Annotated in this window: 16 protein-coding genes and 1 pseudogene; 7 read left to right on the plus strand and 10 right to left on the minus strand. The window is 45.2% G+C overall.

Features of this window, described 5'->3' with window-relative positions:
• Position 1: 1 nt before the first annotated feature.
• The 5 genes from C3Y98_RS09770 to galE are packed head-to-tail and all read left to right on the plus strand — an operon-like array spanning position 2 to position 5015.
• On the plus strand, positions 2-1567 hold the full coding sequence (locus C3Y98_RS09770; protein ID WP_135278411.1) for a hypothetical protein: 1566 nt from the start codon (positions 2-4) through the stop codon (positions 1565-1567).
• A gap of 15 nt (positions 1568-1582) precedes the next feature.
• Positions 1583-2518 carry a hypothetical protein gene (locus C3Y98_RS09775; protein ID WP_135278412.1) on the plus strand — a complete coding sequence of 312 codons (936 nt, stop codon included), beginning with the start codon at positions 1583-1585 and terminating at the stop codon, positions 2516-2518.
• A gap of 25 nt (positions 2519-2543) precedes the next feature.
• On the plus strand, positions 2544-3209 hold the full coding sequence (locus C3Y98_RS09780) for a cytidylyltransferase domain-containing protein (RefSeq protein ID WP_135278413.1): 666 nt from the start codon (positions 2544-2546) through the stop codon (positions 3207-3209).
• Positions 3210-3255: 46 nt separating this feature from the next.
• Positions 3256-4008: a glycosyltransferase family 25 protein gene (locus tag C3Y98_RS09785; protein ID WP_135278414.1), complete on the plus strand. Its 753-nt coding sequence runs from the start codon at positions 3256-3258 to the stop codon at positions 4006-4008.
• A 23-nt stretch (positions 4009-4031) separates the two neighbouring features.
• Positions 4032-5015 carry a UDP-glucose 4-epimerase GalE gene (gene galE, locus C3Y98_RS09790; RefSeq protein WP_135278415.1) on the plus strand — a complete coding sequence of 328 codons (984 nt, stop codon included), beginning with the start codon at positions 4032-4034 and terminating at the stop codon, positions 5013-5015.
• On the opposite strand, the gene C3Y98_RS09795 is transcribed toward galE, so the two are convergent.
• The 8 genes from C3Y98_RS09795 to C3Y98_RS09830 form a co-directional block, all read right to left on the minus strand.
• Positions 4996-5658, minus strand: a complete 663-nt coding sequence (locus tag C3Y98_RS09795; protein WP_135278416.1) for an HAD family hydrolase — start codon at positions 5656-5658, stop codon at positions 4996-4998. The two genes, galE and C3Y98_RS09795, sit on opposite strands and share 20 nt — an antisense overlap.
• Positions 5659-5771: 113 nt before the next feature.
• Complete coding sequence (eda, locus tag C3Y98_RS09800; RefSeq protein ID WP_015832665.1) at positions 5772-6398, minus strand: bifunctional 4-hydroxy-2-oxoglutarate aldolase/2-dehydro-3-deoxy-phosphogluconate aldolase; 627 nt, start codon at positions 6396-6398, stop codon at positions 5772-5774.
• Between the two features lie 182 nt (positions 6399-6580).
• Positions 6581-8395 carry a phosphogluconate dehydratase gene (gene edd / locus C3Y98_RS09805; RefSeq protein ID WP_135278417.1) on the minus strand — a complete coding sequence of 605 codons (1815 nt, stop codon included), beginning with the start codon at positions 8393-8395 and terminating at the stop codon, positions 6581-6583.
• 183 nt (positions 8396-8578) lie between these two features.
• Positions 8579-10297 (minus strand): carbamoyltransferase family protein, encoded by a 1719-nt coding sequence (locus C3Y98_RS09810; protein WP_135278418.1) that lies wholly within the window; start codon positions 10295-10297, stop codon positions 8579-8581.
• A 74-nt stretch (positions 10298-10371) separates the two neighbouring features.
• Positions 10372-11889, minus strand: coding sequence for a lipopolysaccharide kinase InaA family protein (locus tag C3Y98_RS09815; protein ID WP_135278419.1), 1518 nt, complete (start codon positions 11887-11889; stop codon positions 10372-10374).
• Between the two features lie 27 nt (positions 11890-11916).
• Positions 11917-12813 (minus strand): 2OG-Fe(II) oxygenase, encoded by an 897-nt coding sequence (locus tag C3Y98_RS09820; RefSeq protein ID WP_135278495.1) that lies wholly within the window; start codon positions 12811-12813, stop codon positions 11917-11919.
• A gap of 2 nt (positions 12814-12815) precedes the next feature.
• Positions 12816-13619 carry a glycosyltransferase gene (locus C3Y98_RS09825; RefSeq protein WP_209308785.1) on the minus strand — a complete coding sequence of 268 codons (804 nt, stop codon included), beginning with the start codon at positions 13617-13619 and terminating at the stop codon, positions 12816-12818.
• 30 nt (positions 13620-13649) lie between these two features.
• Positions 13650-14426, minus strand: coding sequence for a lipopolysaccharide kinase InaA family protein (locus C3Y98_RS09830; RefSeq protein ID WP_135278420.1), 777 nt, complete (start codon positions 14424-14426; stop codon positions 13650-13652).
• Positions 14427-14517: 91 nt separating this feature from the next.
• Between C3Y98_RS09830 and C3Y98_RS09835 the strand changes: the two are divergent.
• A pseudogene (locus C3Y98_RS09835) lies at positions 14518-15423 on the plus strand (lysophospholipid acyltransferase family protein); the annotation flags it as partial.
• 57 nt (positions 15424-15480) lie between these two features.
• On the opposite strand, the gene rfaP reads toward C3Y98_RS09835, so the two are convergent.
• Positions 15481-16302, minus strand: coding sequence for a lipopolysaccharide core heptose(I) kinase RfaP (gene rfaP, locus C3Y98_RS09840; protein ID WP_135278422.1), 822 nt, complete (start codon positions 16300-16302; stop codon positions 15481-15483).
• Positions 16295-17440, minus strand: a complete 1146-nt coding sequence (locus tag C3Y98_RS09845) for a glycosyltransferase family 4 protein (RefSeq protein ID WP_135278423.1) — start codon at positions 17438-17440, stop codon at positions 16295-16297. The genes rfaP and C3Y98_RS09845 overlap by 8 nt, the downstream gene beginning before the upstream one ends.
• Positions 17441-17500: 60 nt before the next feature.
• Here C3Y98_RS09845 and waaC point away from each other — a divergent pair, with 60 nt between their 5' ends.
• Complete coding sequence (gene waaC, locus C3Y98_RS09850) at positions 17501-18460, plus strand: lipopolysaccharide heptosyltransferase I (RefSeq protein WP_209308786.1); 960 nt, start codon at positions 17501-17503, stop codon at positions 18458-18460.
• Positions 18461-18480 lie beyond the last annotated feature (20 nt).

The following is an 18480-nucleotide window of genomic DNA, read 5'->3' on the forward strand; positions in this document are numbered from 1 at the left end:
AATGCAAAAGATTACAGCGGTCATTCAACAATTAAGTGATAAAAAATTCATTTTATTGATGTCGTTTTTAGCGGTCATCACGGCTTGGCGCATCCTGTACATTCAGCATGGCTGGATCAACGTAGACTCTTTGCTCTATTTTGAGTCTGCCAGGTTATTTTCGATCGGTGAGTTTAAACAAGGGGTTGCAGTATTTAACTGGCCGCTGTACTCGCTATTGATTAGCGCAGTGCATAGCATCACAGGACTCAGTATCCACACCTCAGCGCAAGTGCTGGATGTTGTATTTTTTGCGATTAGCACTTTTAGCTTCAGCTATCTGATTAAACTGGCTGGTGGCAACAAATTAACCATCGCTTGCGGTGTATTTCTGCTACTAAGCACACCTTATATTGTTGGTGATGTGTTGCCCATGCTACTTCGTGATCAAGGCTTTTGGGCAGCTTTATTAACCAGCTTGGTATTTTTTGTGCAGTATTATCGTATCCAGAAAATCAGCGACGCCTTGCTCTGGCAGGTATTAACCATCGTTGCCATGCTGTTCAGAATTGAAGGCATTACCTTTCTAATCGGCCTACCATTCATCTTATGGCTACGCCACGACCTAAGCTTTAAACAAAAGCTTAGGCAGTACTTATTAATCAACAGTATATCTATACTAGCGGCGCTATGTATGCTGGCGATGCTACTACTGTCATCTTCAGTCACGCTTAGTGATTTTGGCCGCATCAAAGAGGTTATATCTCTGGCATCGGATGTTTCTCATGCATTTAACCTCAAAGCGGCGATGATGGGGAATGTGCTTGGCGGCTACTTTGAAGACTATGGCCTCATGGCTTTAGTCGCTGGCCTGCTCAGCATTTTGCTATTAAAAGTTGCCAGCATCATCAGCTGGCCAGTGATTGCACTTTACGTGCTCAATCGCAATACATGTCATCGCACTCAACAAGACTCAGCAAGACTACCATTGCAAGCCGACACACGTATTATTTTTTACGGTGTGGGTGCGATTACGATCATCAACGCCAGCGCCAGCATGGCTAGGGTGTTTGTATTGTCCAATCGATATATTGTCACCATAGGATTTATCGCACTAATTTTTGCTGCGTTTTGCCTTGCATCGCTTATTAACAAACTGCGTACCAATGCATTTAATCGCCCATGGCAAAGGTGGCTTACCATCGCCTTAATCGTTATTTTTAGCGCATCCTATATCAAGAACACCTTGCCTAAAAAGGCAGGTTACACTTTTGAGAAAGACGCGGTTGCTTATGTAAAGCAAAAAAATATTACGAACGATAGAATATTCTTCGTGACAGACAAAACTGTTTTTTATGCAGGGGCTAACTTTAATGGCCGCCACTCGGACCACTGGCAACTTACGCTGGATGCAATCAAAAATGGCTCTATCTATCACTATGACTACTTGATGCTTTATGCTGAAGCCGATGAAAACACGCATGAGCAACAAAAGATAATCAGTGAGCAATTAAGCCAGTATCGACTAGAAAAAGAGTTTTACGGCGTTAATCAAAAAAAGAAGATTATGCTTTATGTTAAGCAGTAACAGGCCTTCAAGACCATGAACAAGCTCACATCTATTTTTCGTCGTTTACGATTAGGTGAAAAATTCAAACACCAGTATAGCTGCCACCCTGACTTTGACATTAAACGTGGTACAGACCGCTGCACCATTATCTGGAAAGGCAAAGCAATTGCTGACATTGCGTTTGCACACACTTTACGCCATCAATATACAGGTACATGCTTTACTGTTGCTACAGGACCCTCATTAGCCGAGGTAAACCTCAAACAGCTTGCTGCTTTTGAGACCATTAGCCTAAACTGTGCTATCAAAAAATTTAAAGATGCTGACTTAAATCCAACGCACTGCATTATTGTGGATCGCCGAGTATTTGAAAATCAATGGGCATGCGTTAGAGACTCGATCTTATCTGGTGCAAACTGCTTTTTTTCATACGTGGGCTTATCTAGAATATGTGAGCGAGAGCCGGAACTACTCCAGCACGGCAATATTTTCCTCATCGAATCCATCTCAAGAAAGTTTGGCGTGCCTCGTATCAGCAAAACCGATTTGCTGAAAGAAGCTGCAAACGATGCTGAAATATTTTTAGATGCAAAATTTCCAGAACTATGCAGGGCAGTTGGCTATAGCACCAACCTGAAAAAAGGCCTATTTTCGGGTAAAACGGTCGCTACTTGGGCAACACAGCTAGCGCCTGCGTTAGGATATCAACAGAATTTTATTATTGGCATGGATTTGGGCGGTACCGGTAAAAAACATTTTTACGCTGACGGTAACCATGCGCCACCTGACTTTATGCGTGACTATGAGCCATATATACGCGTTTGCTTTGAACAAGCCAAACGTGCAAGCCTGGCAATTGGATTTGAGGTTTATAATCTGTCAAAAGATAGTACACTACCACATGAGATTATTCCAAAAATCACGATAGAGCAAGCACTAGATCTAGCTAAAGTACATCATCAAAAATAACTATTAAATTGCACCAGCACACAATATGAAAATTATCATTCCGCTACAAACCTGCTCAACACGTATTCCGTTAAAAAACATTCGTCCTTTTTATAATGACGATTCTTTGTTTGATATCAAGGCAAAACAGATTTTAGAGTTTGAATTGGCAGATAATGTCTATGTGTCCTCAGAAGATGAAGAAAAAGTGCGTCCGTTATGCGAGAAATACGGCTTTCATTTCATGCTGAGAGACCCGTCTTTAACCGGCAATAAAATCTATCAGCCAGACTTGGTTAAAGCACTTACCGAACCACTGCCGGGCGATGATGACATCATGTGGATACAAGTCACATCACCGCTATTTAACCAGTTTAAAGAAGCACTAGCAGAGTGGAAAAAGGTGCGCGATGATTATGACTCATTAGTGGCAGTCAAACCGTTTAAAGGCCACTTACTTGACGAAAAGGGCAACCCAGTCAACTATAGCTTTGGCTACTGGCATAAGGTATCGCAAGACTTACCTAAACTTTACTCGGTGCTATGGAGTTTATTTATCTTAAAACGCACGACGGTTAATCGTTTTAATTACCACATAGGCGTCAACCCTTATCTATTTGCTTCTGACAATATGGTCGTTGATATTGATTACCATGAAGATTTTGAGCTTGCACGCCATATCTATACCAAGATACATGGCAATAACGACTAACAGCGATTAGCCGCACTACCCAACAAGCCACCTCAAGAAGCTGAATATGAACTTACCTTTTTTTAAATACATTTGCTGTATTAATCTAGACTCGCGTCCTGACCGCTGGGAAGGTATGCAAGACCAGTTTAACAAAGTGAACATCGTGGATGCACAAAGGTTTTCTGCAGTGTCATTTGAAAAGCTCCAGGACAACCCTCCCCCAGCAAGCTTTAAAGCCAAGATCATGGCCGCATTGCAGCGTAAAAATGAAGCGCATAATGCTGAGCATCAAATTAAAGCAATGTGGGGCTGCTTATCCAGCCATGTAGCGGTGATTAAACACGCAAAAGCCCAAAACTGGCCTTATGTGCTTATTTTAGAAGATGACTGCGAATTTGAACCTTATACGAATACGGTCATGCAGCATGTGATGCAACAGATAGGCGACCTTGATTGGGATATGCTCTATTTGGGTGGCAATCAAAAGAAATATGGCCTACGTCAGCGTAAAACCAAAAACTTGGTCGCCGTAACAGGCATCACCCTGACCCATGCCTACATGGTGAGAGCCAGTATATACGACAGAATTATCGATGAAGCCCCACAGGCCAGCATGACTATCGATGACTTCTATGCCAAACAGCTTCAGAATCATGTAAAAACCTTGCTTGTAGAGCCGCCAGTAGCATACCAAGCACCTGATGAAGTCAGCGACATTAGCCAGATGGCCAGAAGAAAAAAATACAACTGGAAGAGCATGCTCCGGCGCAGCAAACGCTGGCTGGCAAATGTTAGATATGGCGCACAGACTAGCTAGTTTCTGTAGAACTGAAAATTAAGATGAAAATACTGTTGGTCGGTGGTGCAGGTTATATTGGCTCGCATATGCTAAAAATGCTGCTGGCTGAAGGTCATCAAGTCGTTACTTTTGACAACCTTTCCAGTGGCCATCGCGAAGCGATACTCGGTGGTGAGTTTATACAAGGCGACTTGGCCGACACGGTAAGCTTAGAGCAAGCATTTAAGCAACACCAGCCAGAAGCAGTGATGCATTTTGCCTCTTACATTCAAGTGGGCGAGTCAGTTAAGCGGCCTGACATTTACTACCAAAACAATGTCGCCAATACGCTTAACCTGCTCAATGTGATGTTGAAACACGATGTCAAAAAATTCATTTTTTCATCTACGGCAGCAATCTTTGGAGAGCCTAACGCTGTACCTATAGATGAACTGCACCCTAAGCAACCCGTGAACCCTTACGGCAAGTCTAAATGGATCATAGAGCAAGTATTAGCCGATTACGATTTGGCGTTTGGATTAAAGTCAATCTGCCTGCGTTACTTTAATGCAGCAGGGGCCGATCCAGAAGGTCAGCTTGGCGAGCGCCATGATCCTGAAACACATCTCATCCCTCTGCTACTGCAAGTTGCCTCAGGACGTAAACCTGATATACATGTATTTGGCAGGGATTATGATACGGACGATGGTACTTGTGTTCGAGATTACATTCACGTTGTGGATTTATGCAAAGCGCATTTGCTCGCCTTGCAGTATTTAGAAAAACAACAGCAAAGCAATCAGTTTAATCTAGGCAATGGTAAAGGCTTTTCAGTACAGGAAGTTATTAACACCGTACAGAAGGTCACAGGAAAACCTATCCACATCATCAATAGCGCACGTCGCGATGGTGACCCTGCACGCCTGATTGCTGACGCTACACGCGCACAACGTGAGCTAGGCTGGAGCCCGAACCTTTCCAGCCTAGAGACAATAGTGCAGCACGCATGGCGCTGGGAACAAAGAATTACTGGCACATATCCTTGATTGCCTCTAACGCTAGGATATGATGTTGTGCGCAAAAACTTTGCCAGTCTTTCACCTCGGTCCAGCCGCTTAGAAAAACAAAATCCAAGCCCGCACGTGTTGCTGCTTCAAAGTCATACTTACTATCACCGATAAATAATGCGGGGAATTGCAAATTACCATTTTCTTTTTCGCGGGCAAGTACCATATCTTTATTATCCGGGCTACCAAACAAGCCGCCATCAAAATATTTAGCTAAATCGCGCTTGGCAAATAAGGTACGTATCTCCTGCTGATCGCCGCCAGACAATATCATCCAGTTAGCTTGCGGTGAGGCGGCACGCAGCGCAGGCAACCCCTCTGCAACTGCACACTCCATCAACACAACTTCAAGTTCGCGCGCAAACTCATCTAACAACACCTGCACCGCCTCCTTTGTGGCGGGCTGATGCAGCACTTCACGCAAGTACCAGTCAAATTTATGATAGCGCGAAATGCCACCTAGCCTTACGTGGTAATCAACCAATGCCTGCGCTTGCGCATCGCTTGCCCCTAAGCTTTTAGCAGTGCGGAAATAGGCTTCGGTTTTCACCAGATTAGAGTCAAGTACGACGCCGTCACAGTCAAATACTATGGATTTATATTTTTTAATATCTACCTGCACACTTTATGTTCCCAATAAAAAAGGGCTTTGCACTAAAACTTAGTACAAAGCCCGATGATAGTTTGCTGATATTAAATTTGAGTGAACCTCATTCACCAGCTCACAGCATTCAGTTAAGCGGCTTTAATTGCACTCGCTTCTTTAGCCAATTTAGTAATATGCGCCCAATCGCCACGTGCTACTGCATCGGCTGGTGTTAACCATGTGCCGCCACAAACCACTACGTTAGGCAACGCCAAGAACTGTGGCGCGCTTTCAACTGTTACACCGCCAGTTGGGCAGAACTTCACATCACCGAATGGACCAGCAAAACCTTTTAATAGGTTAATGCCACCCACCGCAACCGCTGGGAATAGTTTTAAGAAGTAGTAGTCATCTGCATTAGCCATCATGATTTCAGAGCCGGTAGAAACGCCTGGCAACAACGGCAAGCCGATTTTACGTGCGTATTGACCCAACTCACTAGTGTAGCCTGGGCTTACTGCAAACTGACAGCCAGCATCTTTAGAAGCTTGTGCATCTTTAAGATTACGCACTGTACCTGAGCCCAAAATTGCATCAGGTACGTGTTTAGCAATTTGCTCCATACCTGCGAGTGCGCATGAAGTACGTAATGTTACTTCTAACACCTTGATACCACCTTCAAGTAGTGCTTCTGCCATTGGCACAGCATCTTCTACTCGGTTAATCACAATCACTGGAATCACTGGACCGTGATTAGCTAAATCTAATGTACTCATTTTTTCTACCTATGATATTAATTTAATTCAATCGGGTTCATGCGTAAGCATGAACCGTGTGTTATAAAACTTCCCGATACTTGAACCGTTTCAAAATTAATTTAGGCAAGGCACTTGGGCGAAGACAGTACGAATAGTACGGCAAGCGAAAGTAACGCCACATAAATTATATTTTCAAACGGTTATAACCAGGTTACGGCGCCTTCTTCGGCTGATAGTACATTTTTACGCATACCACCAAACAACTCACGGCCAAAGCCATGCGAGTTATTGTGGCGTTTGCTATCAGAAAGCTCGGCCACTTCACGCTCTGCCCACTCATCTTCATCCACCAGCACGTTGACCATACCTACCGTTGCATTTAAGCGAATAATGTCGCCATCACGCACTTTAGCCAGTGGACCGCCCGCTGAAGCTTCTGGGCTTAAATGGATAGCAGCAGGAATCTTGCCTGATGCGCCACTCATACGACCATCCGTCACAATAGCAACCTTAAAGCCTTTATTTTGTAGCACAGCCATTGGCGGTGTTAACTTGTGTAGTTCTGGCATGCCGTTGGCTTTAGGGCCTTGAAAACGTACCACGGCGACAAAGTCTTTCTCTAACTCACCACGGTCAAACGCAGCCAACAACTCTTCTTGTGCATCAAACACAATTGCAGGTGCTTCAATAATGTGACGGTCTTCAGGCACTGCTGAAATTTTAATCACACTGCGACCCAAGTTACCTTTTAGCAATCGTAGGCCACCTGACTCGTTAAACGGGAATGCTGCTGTACGCACGATAGTTTCATCGCTGCTTTCTTTTGGCAGGTCTTTCCACACCACTTTGTTTTCTTCTTTGACTGGCAACTTACCGTATTCACGTAAGCCGCCGTGTGCTACTGTCAGTACATCAGGGAACATGTAACCAGCATCAATCAACTCGCGGATCACAAATGCAGGGCCGCCAGCAGATTGGAACTCATTCACGTCAGCTTTACCGTTAGGATAAACACTTGCCAGTAATGGCGTTGTTTTAGCTAAATGGTAGAAGTCTGTCCAGTCAATAATAATGCCTGCCGCACGCGCAATCGCTACCCAGTGGATCAAGTGGTTGGTTGAACCACCTGTCGCCAGCAAGGCAACCATGGCATTAACAATCACGTGCTCATCCACCATACGGCCAATCGGCGTAAAGTTTTTGTTTTTGATGTTATTTAACACCATTTTTACAGACTCACGCGTTAACAACTCGCGCAAACCTTCGTGCGGATGCACAAATGCAGCACCTGGAACGTGCAAGCCCATGGCTTCCATCAACATTTGGTTACTATTAGCGGTACCGTAGAACGTACAAGTACCAGCACCGTGATATGCAGCAGACTCAGAAGCGAGCAACTCTTCGCGCCCTACTTTACCTTGCGCATATTGCTCACGCACTTTAGATTTAGTAGTGTTATCAATACCGGTGCTCATTGGGCCAGCCGGTACAAATACACATGGCAAATGCCCGAACTGTAGAGCTCCGATCAAAAGGCCTGGTACGATTTTATCGCACACGCCTAGCAACAATGCAGCGTCGAACACATCATGTGAAAGCGCAATCGCGGTGCTCATGGCAATGGTATCGCGGCTAAATAATGAAAGCTCCATGCCTGGCTCACCTTGGGTAATGCCATCACACATTGCAGGCACACCGCCCGCCACCTGAACGGTAGCGCCATATTTATGGGCTTCGTCACGAATAATATCCGGGTAGTTTACATACGGCTGATGCGCTGAAAGCATTTCATTGTATGCGGTCACAATACCAATATTAGGGGCTTTTTCTACAACAACACGTAACTTATCATTAGCTGGCATCGCAGCAAAGGCATGCGCAACATTGGCGCAGCCCAATCGATCAGCACCGCGTGGTCGGTTAACAATATCATCTAAACGATTCAAATAGGCAGCACGCGTTGGGCGGCTTTTCTCAATAATACGTTCAGTAACTTCTATATGGGACTGTTTCATAATTTTAGACACTCTACTCAGATAACTGACTTAACTAGCGGAACTTAGATAATAAAAACGACTTACTAAGTAAAGACAAACTTCAACCCCGATTATCGCTAAAGTAAGGCTTATCGTCAAACAAAAGCCGCTAATTTAGCGGCCTGTTTGATATGAATTTACACTTACTTGATTGATATCAAATCATTTTTTTGTGACCAAAACATCTTCCATCATCAAATATTCCAGGTCACAACCATAAAACATATTCAAGGCATCAGTTGGTGAACAAATCATGGGTTCGCCTCGGCGATTCAACGATGTATTCAACACCACAGGCACCCCTCGCAACTGCTCCAGATGCTCAATTAGCTCGTAATAGCGCGGGTTGGTTTCACGCGTAACGACTTGCGCACGTGCAGTGCCATCCTCATGCACTACTTCCGGAATACGTGATTTCCAATGCTCTGCCACATCAAACGTAAAAGTCATGTAAGGCGCAGGATGCTCAGTCTGCAAAATATCTGGAGCAACACGATCCAACATACTTGGACAGAACGGACGCCAGCGCTCACGGTATTTGATTTGCGCATTGATACGGTCTGCCACGCCCGGGTAACTAGGGTCACCCAAAATACTACGGCAACCCAATGAACGCGGACCAAACTCCATTCGGCCTTGTAACCATGCTAACGGATTACCGCTCGCCAACAGTTCGGCTGCCTTTTGTGGCGCATTTTCCACGCGCGTGAAAATAGGCTTTTCTGGGTGCGCCTCACAGGCAGCAACACACTCTTCTGAGGTGAAGGCTGGGCCTAGGTATGCGTGCTCCATTTTTTGGATAGAGTCACCCGCCAAGTGTGCGGCATAAGTAGCGGCGCCTAATGAGGTGCCGTTATCGCCAGATGCAGGCTGTACGAACAACTCTTTTACATGAGGCATTGCAATAATACGTTGGTTCAATTTCACATTCAGCGCTACACCGCCTGCCATCGCAATACGGCCAGTTTCCTTGATGATGTCACCAAGGTAATAATCGATCATTTTCAGCGCAACGTCTTCTAACAGCGCCTGCACAGAAGCAGCATAGTGAATATAAGGATCATCAATTTCATCGCCGTGGCGCTTAGGGCCCAGCCATTCAATCAGCTCTGGTGTGAAGTAATAGCCCTTGCCATTCTCTTTGTAGCGGCGTAAGCCGACCACATTCACCAGCTCGGTATTGACGCGTAAATCACCGTTCTCAAACGTGACTAACTTAGATAAATCATATTTACTCGCATCACCATACGGTGCCATGCCCATGACTTTAAATTCGCCATCTAGCATTTCAAAACCAAGGTACTCTGTAATCGCACCATACATGCCGCCTAACGAATCAGGGTCATAGAATTCTTTGATTTTATGAATTTTCCCGTTTTCACCATAGCCAAAGAATGTGGTCGCGTACTCACCTTTACCATCAATACCTACAATCGCCGTTTTTTCTTTAAAGCCGCTCAGGTGATAAGCACTAGAGGCATGCGCCAAATGGTGCTCAACTGGCACGAACTTGGCATTGCTTAAACCCAAATCCGCCATAAGCTTCAAAGACTTATCACGGTTACGACGGAAACGACGGTTACCGTTAAAAATAGCGTCTAATGCACGATCAGGTGCATACCAGTGACGCTTAGCGTAGTGCCAGCGTGCATTTGTGCTCAAAGGGATTTCCGCGTAGGGGAAAGCGACAATATCCACGTCTTCCGCCTTAATACCAGCCTGCTTCAAGCAGAACTTGGCAGCTTCATATGGAAATTGATTTTTAGCGTGTTTATCTCTAATAAAACGCTCTTCTTCAGCTGCAGCAACAATTTTGCCATCGACCAATATAGCAGCCGAAGCATCGTGACCTAAAGCACCAGATAAACCTAATACAATCATGCGATTACTTTCAAATTATGTTCTTACGCAAATACCGTTTTTATGACCATTACAATTATTGCTATTTTACTGGCTTAAGCTATTTTTGCACGAATTAAAATATTATCTTGCTCAGACACGCCGTGCTCACCGTACTTTTGAACAAAAGCCTCTTTTAATAAAGCCTGTATTTCAGCATCATCAGCCCAATTTTCCATCAGCCTTTTTAAATCTTTTAGATGCTGCAACTTGAACCAAGACGCAGCCAGCATATGCATTGGGTATGCCTTCATACTGTCCAAATCAATTAGCATCGGGGCGCTATCCACAATTTTAATATTAGTGGCTTTGCAATCCCCATGTGCAATTTTCAGTAAATACATTTTATAAAATAGCGCTGCCAGATTTTGCGCTACTGCTTTTTTATCATGCAAACCTTCAGCTTGGGCAAAATACTGCAATGCATCTGGCGCCTCAACATAGGTACTCACAAAGTAAGCGCGGCGCCTAAAGCATCCCCACCGCTGTTCTATCAAGGCAATTGGTGCTGGCGTCAATATGCCGGAAATCATTAGCCGATATGCATTCGCCCATGACTTAGCTGCCCTTGTCGCGCGCAATGCCCGACTTAGACCATGCCAAAAGTTTTTGATGTTGTAACGCTTAATGACCACGTCACTACCTGCTAGCTTAGCTTTGGCAACCGTGCAAGTATTGCCATTTTTGAAGTTGGCATTTTTATCTAGCAATGCACTATCCAATACCGACACGGAAAATTCCTCCGCATTCAATGCACTGGCAACGGCAACAAAAGAGTTAAAGCTCTTCGTTACCTTAACGTCGGTGCAGGTTCTAAACACTTTTTTATCCGCATAGCCGCTTGCAACCTGACGGCGCACCTGCTGCGTCAACTGCAAAATTTTGGCCTCATCTCGCGGCGAGCTATGCTGACCTAAGCGCTCGCAGTACACGCGGTACAACTCAGGGATGCGGTGATCGTCCAACGCATCCATTTTAGAGAACAGTGTTGCCAGATTCTGCTTTTTCTTACATGACGAAAATAAACGCGGTAGCCGGCGAATCCCATCACCATCCAAGGTAAAGACTTTAGCGCTTTGCCCATTAGCAGAGTCAACCGTTTGCAGCAGAAAATTCTTCAGATACAAGTCTGTTTGCAATAACCCCGCTTGATGGTGCGCGGCAACCTCTAGCACTAATTTCTCAGCCAACTTTATGCGCACAGGTGCGTCTAGCGCTAACTCACTCCAACAAATTTCTGCATTTTGTGCTGGCGTAATTGCCTGTAATACCAGCACATGCTGCTGATGATCAAGCGACAAACCCGTGAACAATATCGGTGGTGTAGCGATACCGGCCTGTAACAGCAGCTCTACACCTTGCTTATCACGCGCTAAATACTTGGCAGCGCCTTGACCAAAGAAGAGTTTGGCATAGACCAATTGCCCACACCATCGCCCTTGGCAGACCAAGCGCTTAGCAGGCACAACACGCACGACATGCAAAACCTCCAGCACAGTGCCATCGGCAAGCGTGATTGAAGGGCTATTGATGCCAAATTGCTTCAACTTTAAAGCAGCTGCGGTTGTATTCATTAAAAAATTAAATACACTAAGGCTTAATCACTTAAACAAACCGAGCAAGCTAGTCTTTAGGCTGACCAACTTCTGTTTAAAGGATTGCTGCTCATGGGCTTTAAACATTTTCTTTGCGCGTTTCTCTCGTTTTTTTGCGAGCTTTCTAACGTCAGCTTTTACCTGCTCACTATCATTTGGCCTTGCCACGTAAAGCGTATGCCTGGACTCTCCAGAATCATTGCTGATCGGGACGGCGGTATAGTAATAAAGCGCGATTGACCTGCGACTAATACCATCAGGCATAGTCAACGGGTCTGGATGCCCATGAAAACTGTCTTCATCTGTATTAAAAATTACGCACCGGTTAAAGATAGGGGCGACACTTTTCACCATAGACGTCATATCTCTATCCCACAGTTCCAGCATACCGCCGTATGAATCTTGCCAATCTTTATTGAGATAAATCAGCAGATTCACACGCCTTAAGGTTTGCAGTGACTCATTCACTCTAAAGTCGGCATGAATACCTAGCAGCCCACCGTTGCTAGTCTCATGCAACCCGCCACCAGAAAAATAAGGGTCCGGCAATAAACCGCGAATATTGGTCACGCCTTCTAAAAACTGTAGCATCGGCGCTGAGTTAAAAAAGGCAAACGCATTACGCATATAAAGATCGCAATCGTAAGGCAGTATCTGACGCTTATGTGTACCGCCATAGCCTTTTTGATAGGTCTTGTCGTGTGCTTTAGCATCTTCTGGAAAATGTGCTAACAATTGCTCCGCCATCTCGGCTGGTAAAAAGTTATCAATCACGATATGTGGGTAGGGTTCCGCAAAGGCATACTCGCCCATTAAATCTTCGCCTATCGCACGCGACACCGCATGATCCAGCACAAAGCCATCATCAGTTTTAATTGGTAACAGTGACTTCACATCGCTCATCATTAACTCTCAAACTTTTTCAAAATTGATTTTTTTCTTTTCACGCGACGATTCATATCGCTATAAAGCGCTCGCAACCCAACCGTGCCAGCTTCAATATGATCCAAAAACTTAAACAATCTCATCGGTGAAACAATTTTTAGTTTGTATCCATCCTGCTTCAATTTATCTTGCAATGCATAACCCGGAATGCGGTTTTCCATTAAAAACACATAACCTTGCTGCTTCATCAACTTAACATTCCACAAGGCAAAAAAGCTTTTTAAATATGCCTCAACATAAGGCTTAGGCTGCCGTGCATTCAAGCCCAAAAATAATCTAAATCTTCTTGAGTAGTGCTTACAGAACCTTGAAGTAATACGCCACACCGTACGCAAATATCCACGGTTCAATTGTTCCAGACAACCGACTGCCGCGACTTTTTCATCGGCCAGACAAAACTTAAGCGCCCATTCAAAAACACTGGCGTCATACACAAAAGTATCCGTATGCATTAAAAACAGATAATCTGATTTGATTTGCTGCAAAATCAGATCCAAACCCCTGCCATGCGCAACAAATCCCTCTTCATGCTCAGTGGGCGCTCTTTCAATCAAATGAATCCAATCCAACGTACGCAAGTATTCAACACTCTCATCTTGCGAATGATTGTCCACCACCCACACATCCACGCTCTTCGGGTCAAGGTCTGCACTATCCAGATGCTTCTTTAATAGCTCTAGGCAAATCTTAGTCAGTTCTAAGGTCTTGTAATTAACAAGCGCAATGCTAAATTTAGGCAAAGGGTGAGTAAGTGTAATGTTCAATTTAATTCCATGAATAGAATAGGTTTAATCTTATCTTCTCGAGCGCTGAATAATCAATCTGCACAACACTTTACTCAAAAAATTCAGTTTTTCAATGCGTAGATAGCGCTTAAAAAAAGCCAGCCGTTGCGTGAGTCGCCAGCCTTCGGCATGTCGATTTAATGCTGCCAAATCAAAGTAAGCTCGAAAAAAGAACCAGCGACTGACTCTAGCCTTCTCCAAATCAATCAAGGCAACATCCGGAGCGCCCTCTGCATTTTTAACAAAAATATGCTTAGGATACAAGGCCCTATGCACCAAGCCAAAATCGTGAAAACGCCGAACTTCTTCAGCTATTTTTCGTATCAACACCATTTGCTGTTGACGCCCTACTTTTGCACGAAAATCTTCAGACAACACATCCAGCGCTTGATATTCGGTTAAAGCTTCTGTCACTAACACTGCACGTTGATTTTCACCTGTGCCACGTTCTGCGTAAAAGGCCACTTTAGGCGCATGAAAATGACGCGCCTCTAAAAATTGCAGCCATGCAAACTCTCGCCTGAATGTTGGCTCTCCGCTGAAAGGGTGTAATAAGGTTTTGCGACCATGATTTTGCTGTTTTTTTACAAACAAAAATAGCGGTGTTGCGCTGCCATTCTCCAGCGCAATGCGGCCCACGCCACTCCAACCACCGCGACGCTGATTCGGCTCTTCAAACCATTGAATTTCATAATCCCAAATTGCATCAAAACTATTAAGCTGATGACGCTTTAAAATGGGTGCATGCCGAGATGAAGCAAATGGCGAAGTAAATGATGTTGTCATGAATGAAAATTTAGCTAATAATTCTTTTGCGTAGACTATACTTTTGTGCGGACTAGGCGATTATATCAGTTAATCCAGATTCACTCCTCTAGCCATTATCCTCCGCTATGCTATGATTTCAACAATGTTTAAATTCCTACTCAAACCCCTCACTTTACTCTCGCTTCCCACTATCCATAAATTAGGTACCGCGCTTGGTAACATCCTGTATTTATTGATGCCTCAAGCCAAAACGGTCATTACAGAAAATTTAACGCAAAGCGGATTAGTGCCTCAAGGCACAGAATTGAATGCACTGATTAAACTGAACATGGCTGAGGCGGGAAAATCCCTCCTTGAGAGCTTAGCGCTATGGCAAAAAGATGAGCAAGAAGTACTGTCGTGGGTAAAACCCTGTACCGACTGGCATCTGGTTGAAGAAGCCAGAGCAAAGAAAAAAGGGATTATTTTCCTCACGCCGCATATGGGCTGTTTTGAGATCACTTCGGTTTTTTACGGCGCACAACACCCTATCACCGTGCTATATCGCCGCCCTAAACTACACTGGCTCCATGCACTGACAGTGACTGGCCGCACCCGTCAGCAAGTAAAGTTAGCCCCAGCTAACTTGCAAGGCGTACGCAACCTAATACAGGCATTAAAACGTGGTGAAGCAATCGGCATTTTGCCTGACCAAGTACCAGGCAGAGGCGAAGGCGAATGGGCACCATTTTTCGGCAAACCTGCATACACCATGACACTGGTCGGTAAACTTGCAGAAAAAACTGGTGCCACCGTGATTATGGTATTTGGTGAACGCCTCAGTCACGGCGAGGGCTTTCAGGTGCATATGACCAAACTTGAAGACGGTGCCATTGCCACCCCTGCACTGTTAAATCAGGCAATAGAGCAGCAAGTAAGCAAGAATATTACGCAGTACTTATGGCAATATCCTCGATATAGAGTGAGAAATCGTGTACTCAAACGAGAGCAGAAAAAAGCAGAAGCTGAGCTTTAAATCGCTAAGTTTAAAGCTATAGCCAGCTTAATAATACAGCCCAACTCGGCCTGCGCCTTAATCTACCTCGGCATGCTCTTGTTGTAATCTCTTTTGAAATTTATCACTGTGAAATTTAGCGTATAGCTTATCCGCCCTTGCTGCGACGTGTTGCCAAAAATCCAAGGTCACGCCATCAAAATCAACCGCATAATGTCGCTTGAAACGCAGGTAATCACGCGCAGTTAGCCCAACATCCATGCTAGAAAAATACAATCCAGCAATATCCTTCATCGTAGCTTTCAGCGCAGGGTGAGGGCGGATCTGCATACGGTGTAAATCAATTAAGTACAACTTGATTTGGTTTTGCTGCAATGCCTGTGCATCCAAACACAAATGGCATAGGTAGAAATCTCGATGATTCAGGCCGTTTTTATGTAGCTTTCTTGCCAGTTCCGCCACAGCAATAATTAAGCGTTTTTTAAAACGCGCATCCGGCGGGTTGTTTTTCCAGTTTGCGCATAGATCTTCTAAAGAAATAATATCGCCTAAATCTTTAGTGATAATAAAGGATTGCTGGGTCGCCGGATTACAGCCACGTACCCCATAACCAACCAAAGGCGTAGTTTCGATGCCTATTTGATTGAGTTTCTGAATAGCACTTACTTCTGTGAGTGCGCCTAGAATTGGCACTTTAAAACTTAAAAAGCTCTTAAAAATCTCTTTCCAGCCTACGCCAAAGTGCTGCTTAACAAAATAGCTTTCGTCACCAAATTGCACCTGCACGGTACGCCTACCTGTGACATTACGATACACGCGCCCCTGCAGGTGCATGACTTGATCAAAAGCATCCGCGCCTAAAAACTTACTGATCAATACTGGCAATTCTAGTTTAGTCACGTGAGCCACCTCTGGTTTGCGCTAGCGCGATAATATAATCCGCTTCAGCACTGTCTGACGATGTATTCTTAATATTGTTCGTATAGTGCATCCCGTTATCACGCCATTGCGCTTGCTGTGACGATTGCAACATTTGCGCTAACGCATGATTCATCTCAGTTTGGCTATATGGCGCAGGCAGCACTAGGCCGGCTTCGGCCTCTGCAATATGCGGCGCATAGCCACAAACGTCAGTCACCAGTACCGGCAAGCCTGCGGTCATCGCTTCAATCAACACCAAGCCCGCCAGCTCAGAACGCGCAGGATGCGCAAACACATCTGCGCCCACCATCAAATCCGCAACATCAGCACGGCCGCCCACATGCAAGCATCGGTGTGCAATCGCCCGTTTTTCGCAATAAGCCGCAATATTGCTATTCGATTCATATTCGCCTATCGCAACCAGCCAGGTTTTATCTTGCAGCCCCTTAGGTAAAGCCGCCATGGCATCGATTACCCGATCTACCCCTTTACGCATAAATGCAGAACCCACCGTCAGTACGATATTAGCATCTGACGGCAAGCCAAATTGCTGACGTGTGTAACTGCGGCACTGCTCACGATTTTTATTAGCAAACTTGTCCGATGGAATGCTGGGCGGGAGTAAATGAAACCTCTCATCCGGCGTCGCATACCATTGCTGAAAACTAAGTTTCTCGCGCTCAGTGAGTAATAGTATCTGGCAAGTGCTTTGCAGCCCCATCACCGCCTTTTCAGCCGCCGCAAAAAAACGATAACGCCCAGTCAGGCGATAAAACCAGGAACGCTCTTCGTACGCACGCTGAATGTAGCAAGGGTCTGCCGCATAATACACATCCAAGCCCGCCATGCGATTAAAGCCGACCACTAGATCTACAGGCTGCTGCTGTAACTTATGTTGCATTGCGTTGATTAGCGACTGATGACGCTGATGGTTTAACCAACCACGACTAGGCAGAATCTCCACGTGGATGCGTGCATCCGGCATATCTCCACGCCACTCACCTGTGTAAATAGTGACTTCGTGCCCAGCCTCCACACAGTCATGAGCGATGCGCAACATATCGCGCTGTACGCCGCCATATGGAAATACCTTAAAAATGAGGAATGCAAACTTCAATGGGCTAACAGACTTTATACAGGTGATGAAAAAATCTAATTGTATGCGAAAATGTCACATATGCTGAAACTGCTTATCGTTAAAACTTCGTCATTGGGCGATGTTATCCACAATCTACCTATTATCCATGACATCCGCACGCACTACCCTGATGCAGAGATTGACTGGGTAGTGGAAGAAAGCTTTGCTGACATCCCCAAGCTGCACTCTGGAGTAAATCGTGTGATTCCAGTTGCACTGCGCAGATGGCGCAAAGCGATTTTTAGCAAAAACACCTGGTCGGAAATTAGTGCAGCAAAGCGCAGGATAGCCCAACAACCCTACGATATAATTTTAGATACACAAGGGCTAATAAAAAGTGGCTTGATTACATCAATGAGCCGCGGGCACAAACATGGCTTTGATAAAAACTCTGCCCGCGAACCGCTCGCCAGCCATTTTTACAATACGCCCCATCCAGTAGCTCGCAACCAACATGCGGTGGCCAGAATCCGCACCTTGGCAGCGCTCAGCTTTGGCTACACAATCCCGACTGACTTACCTAGTTACGGCATAGCTGTATCAGCACAACCTGACCTGAGCCTTAACGCCCCTTACATAGTGGGCCTACATGGCACCAGCCGCGACAGTAAATTATGGCCAGTCACACACTGGATTGAACTAGGGACGGAATTAGCGAAGCTGAACTTACAGCTAGCCTTGCCTTGGGCCAGCGCCGCTGAGTTTCAACGCGCACAGCAAATTGCAGGCGCACTTAGCAACGCAACCGTACTGCCCAAGCAAAGCATTGCACAGCTAGCCACTATTATCAGCCAAGCGCGGGCGGCTGTGGGTGTGGATACAGGCTTATCACACTTAAGCGTCGCATTAAGCATTCCGACAGTCGCCATTTACACCGACACCAACCCTGCGCTCACTGGCGTATATGCAGGAGCTCACGCCCCTGCCATTAACCTTGGCAACATCAATATAATTCCTGAACCGTTACAGGTAACCGACGCCCTAAAAAATATTCTATAAAAATTTTGCAAGTTGGCTTG

Source organism: Methylotenera oryzisoli (assembly GCF_004661485.1).
Taxonomy (GTDB): domain Bacteria; phylum Pseudomonadota; class Gammaproteobacteria; order Burkholderiales; family Methylophilaceae; genus Methylotenera; species Methylotenera oryzisoli.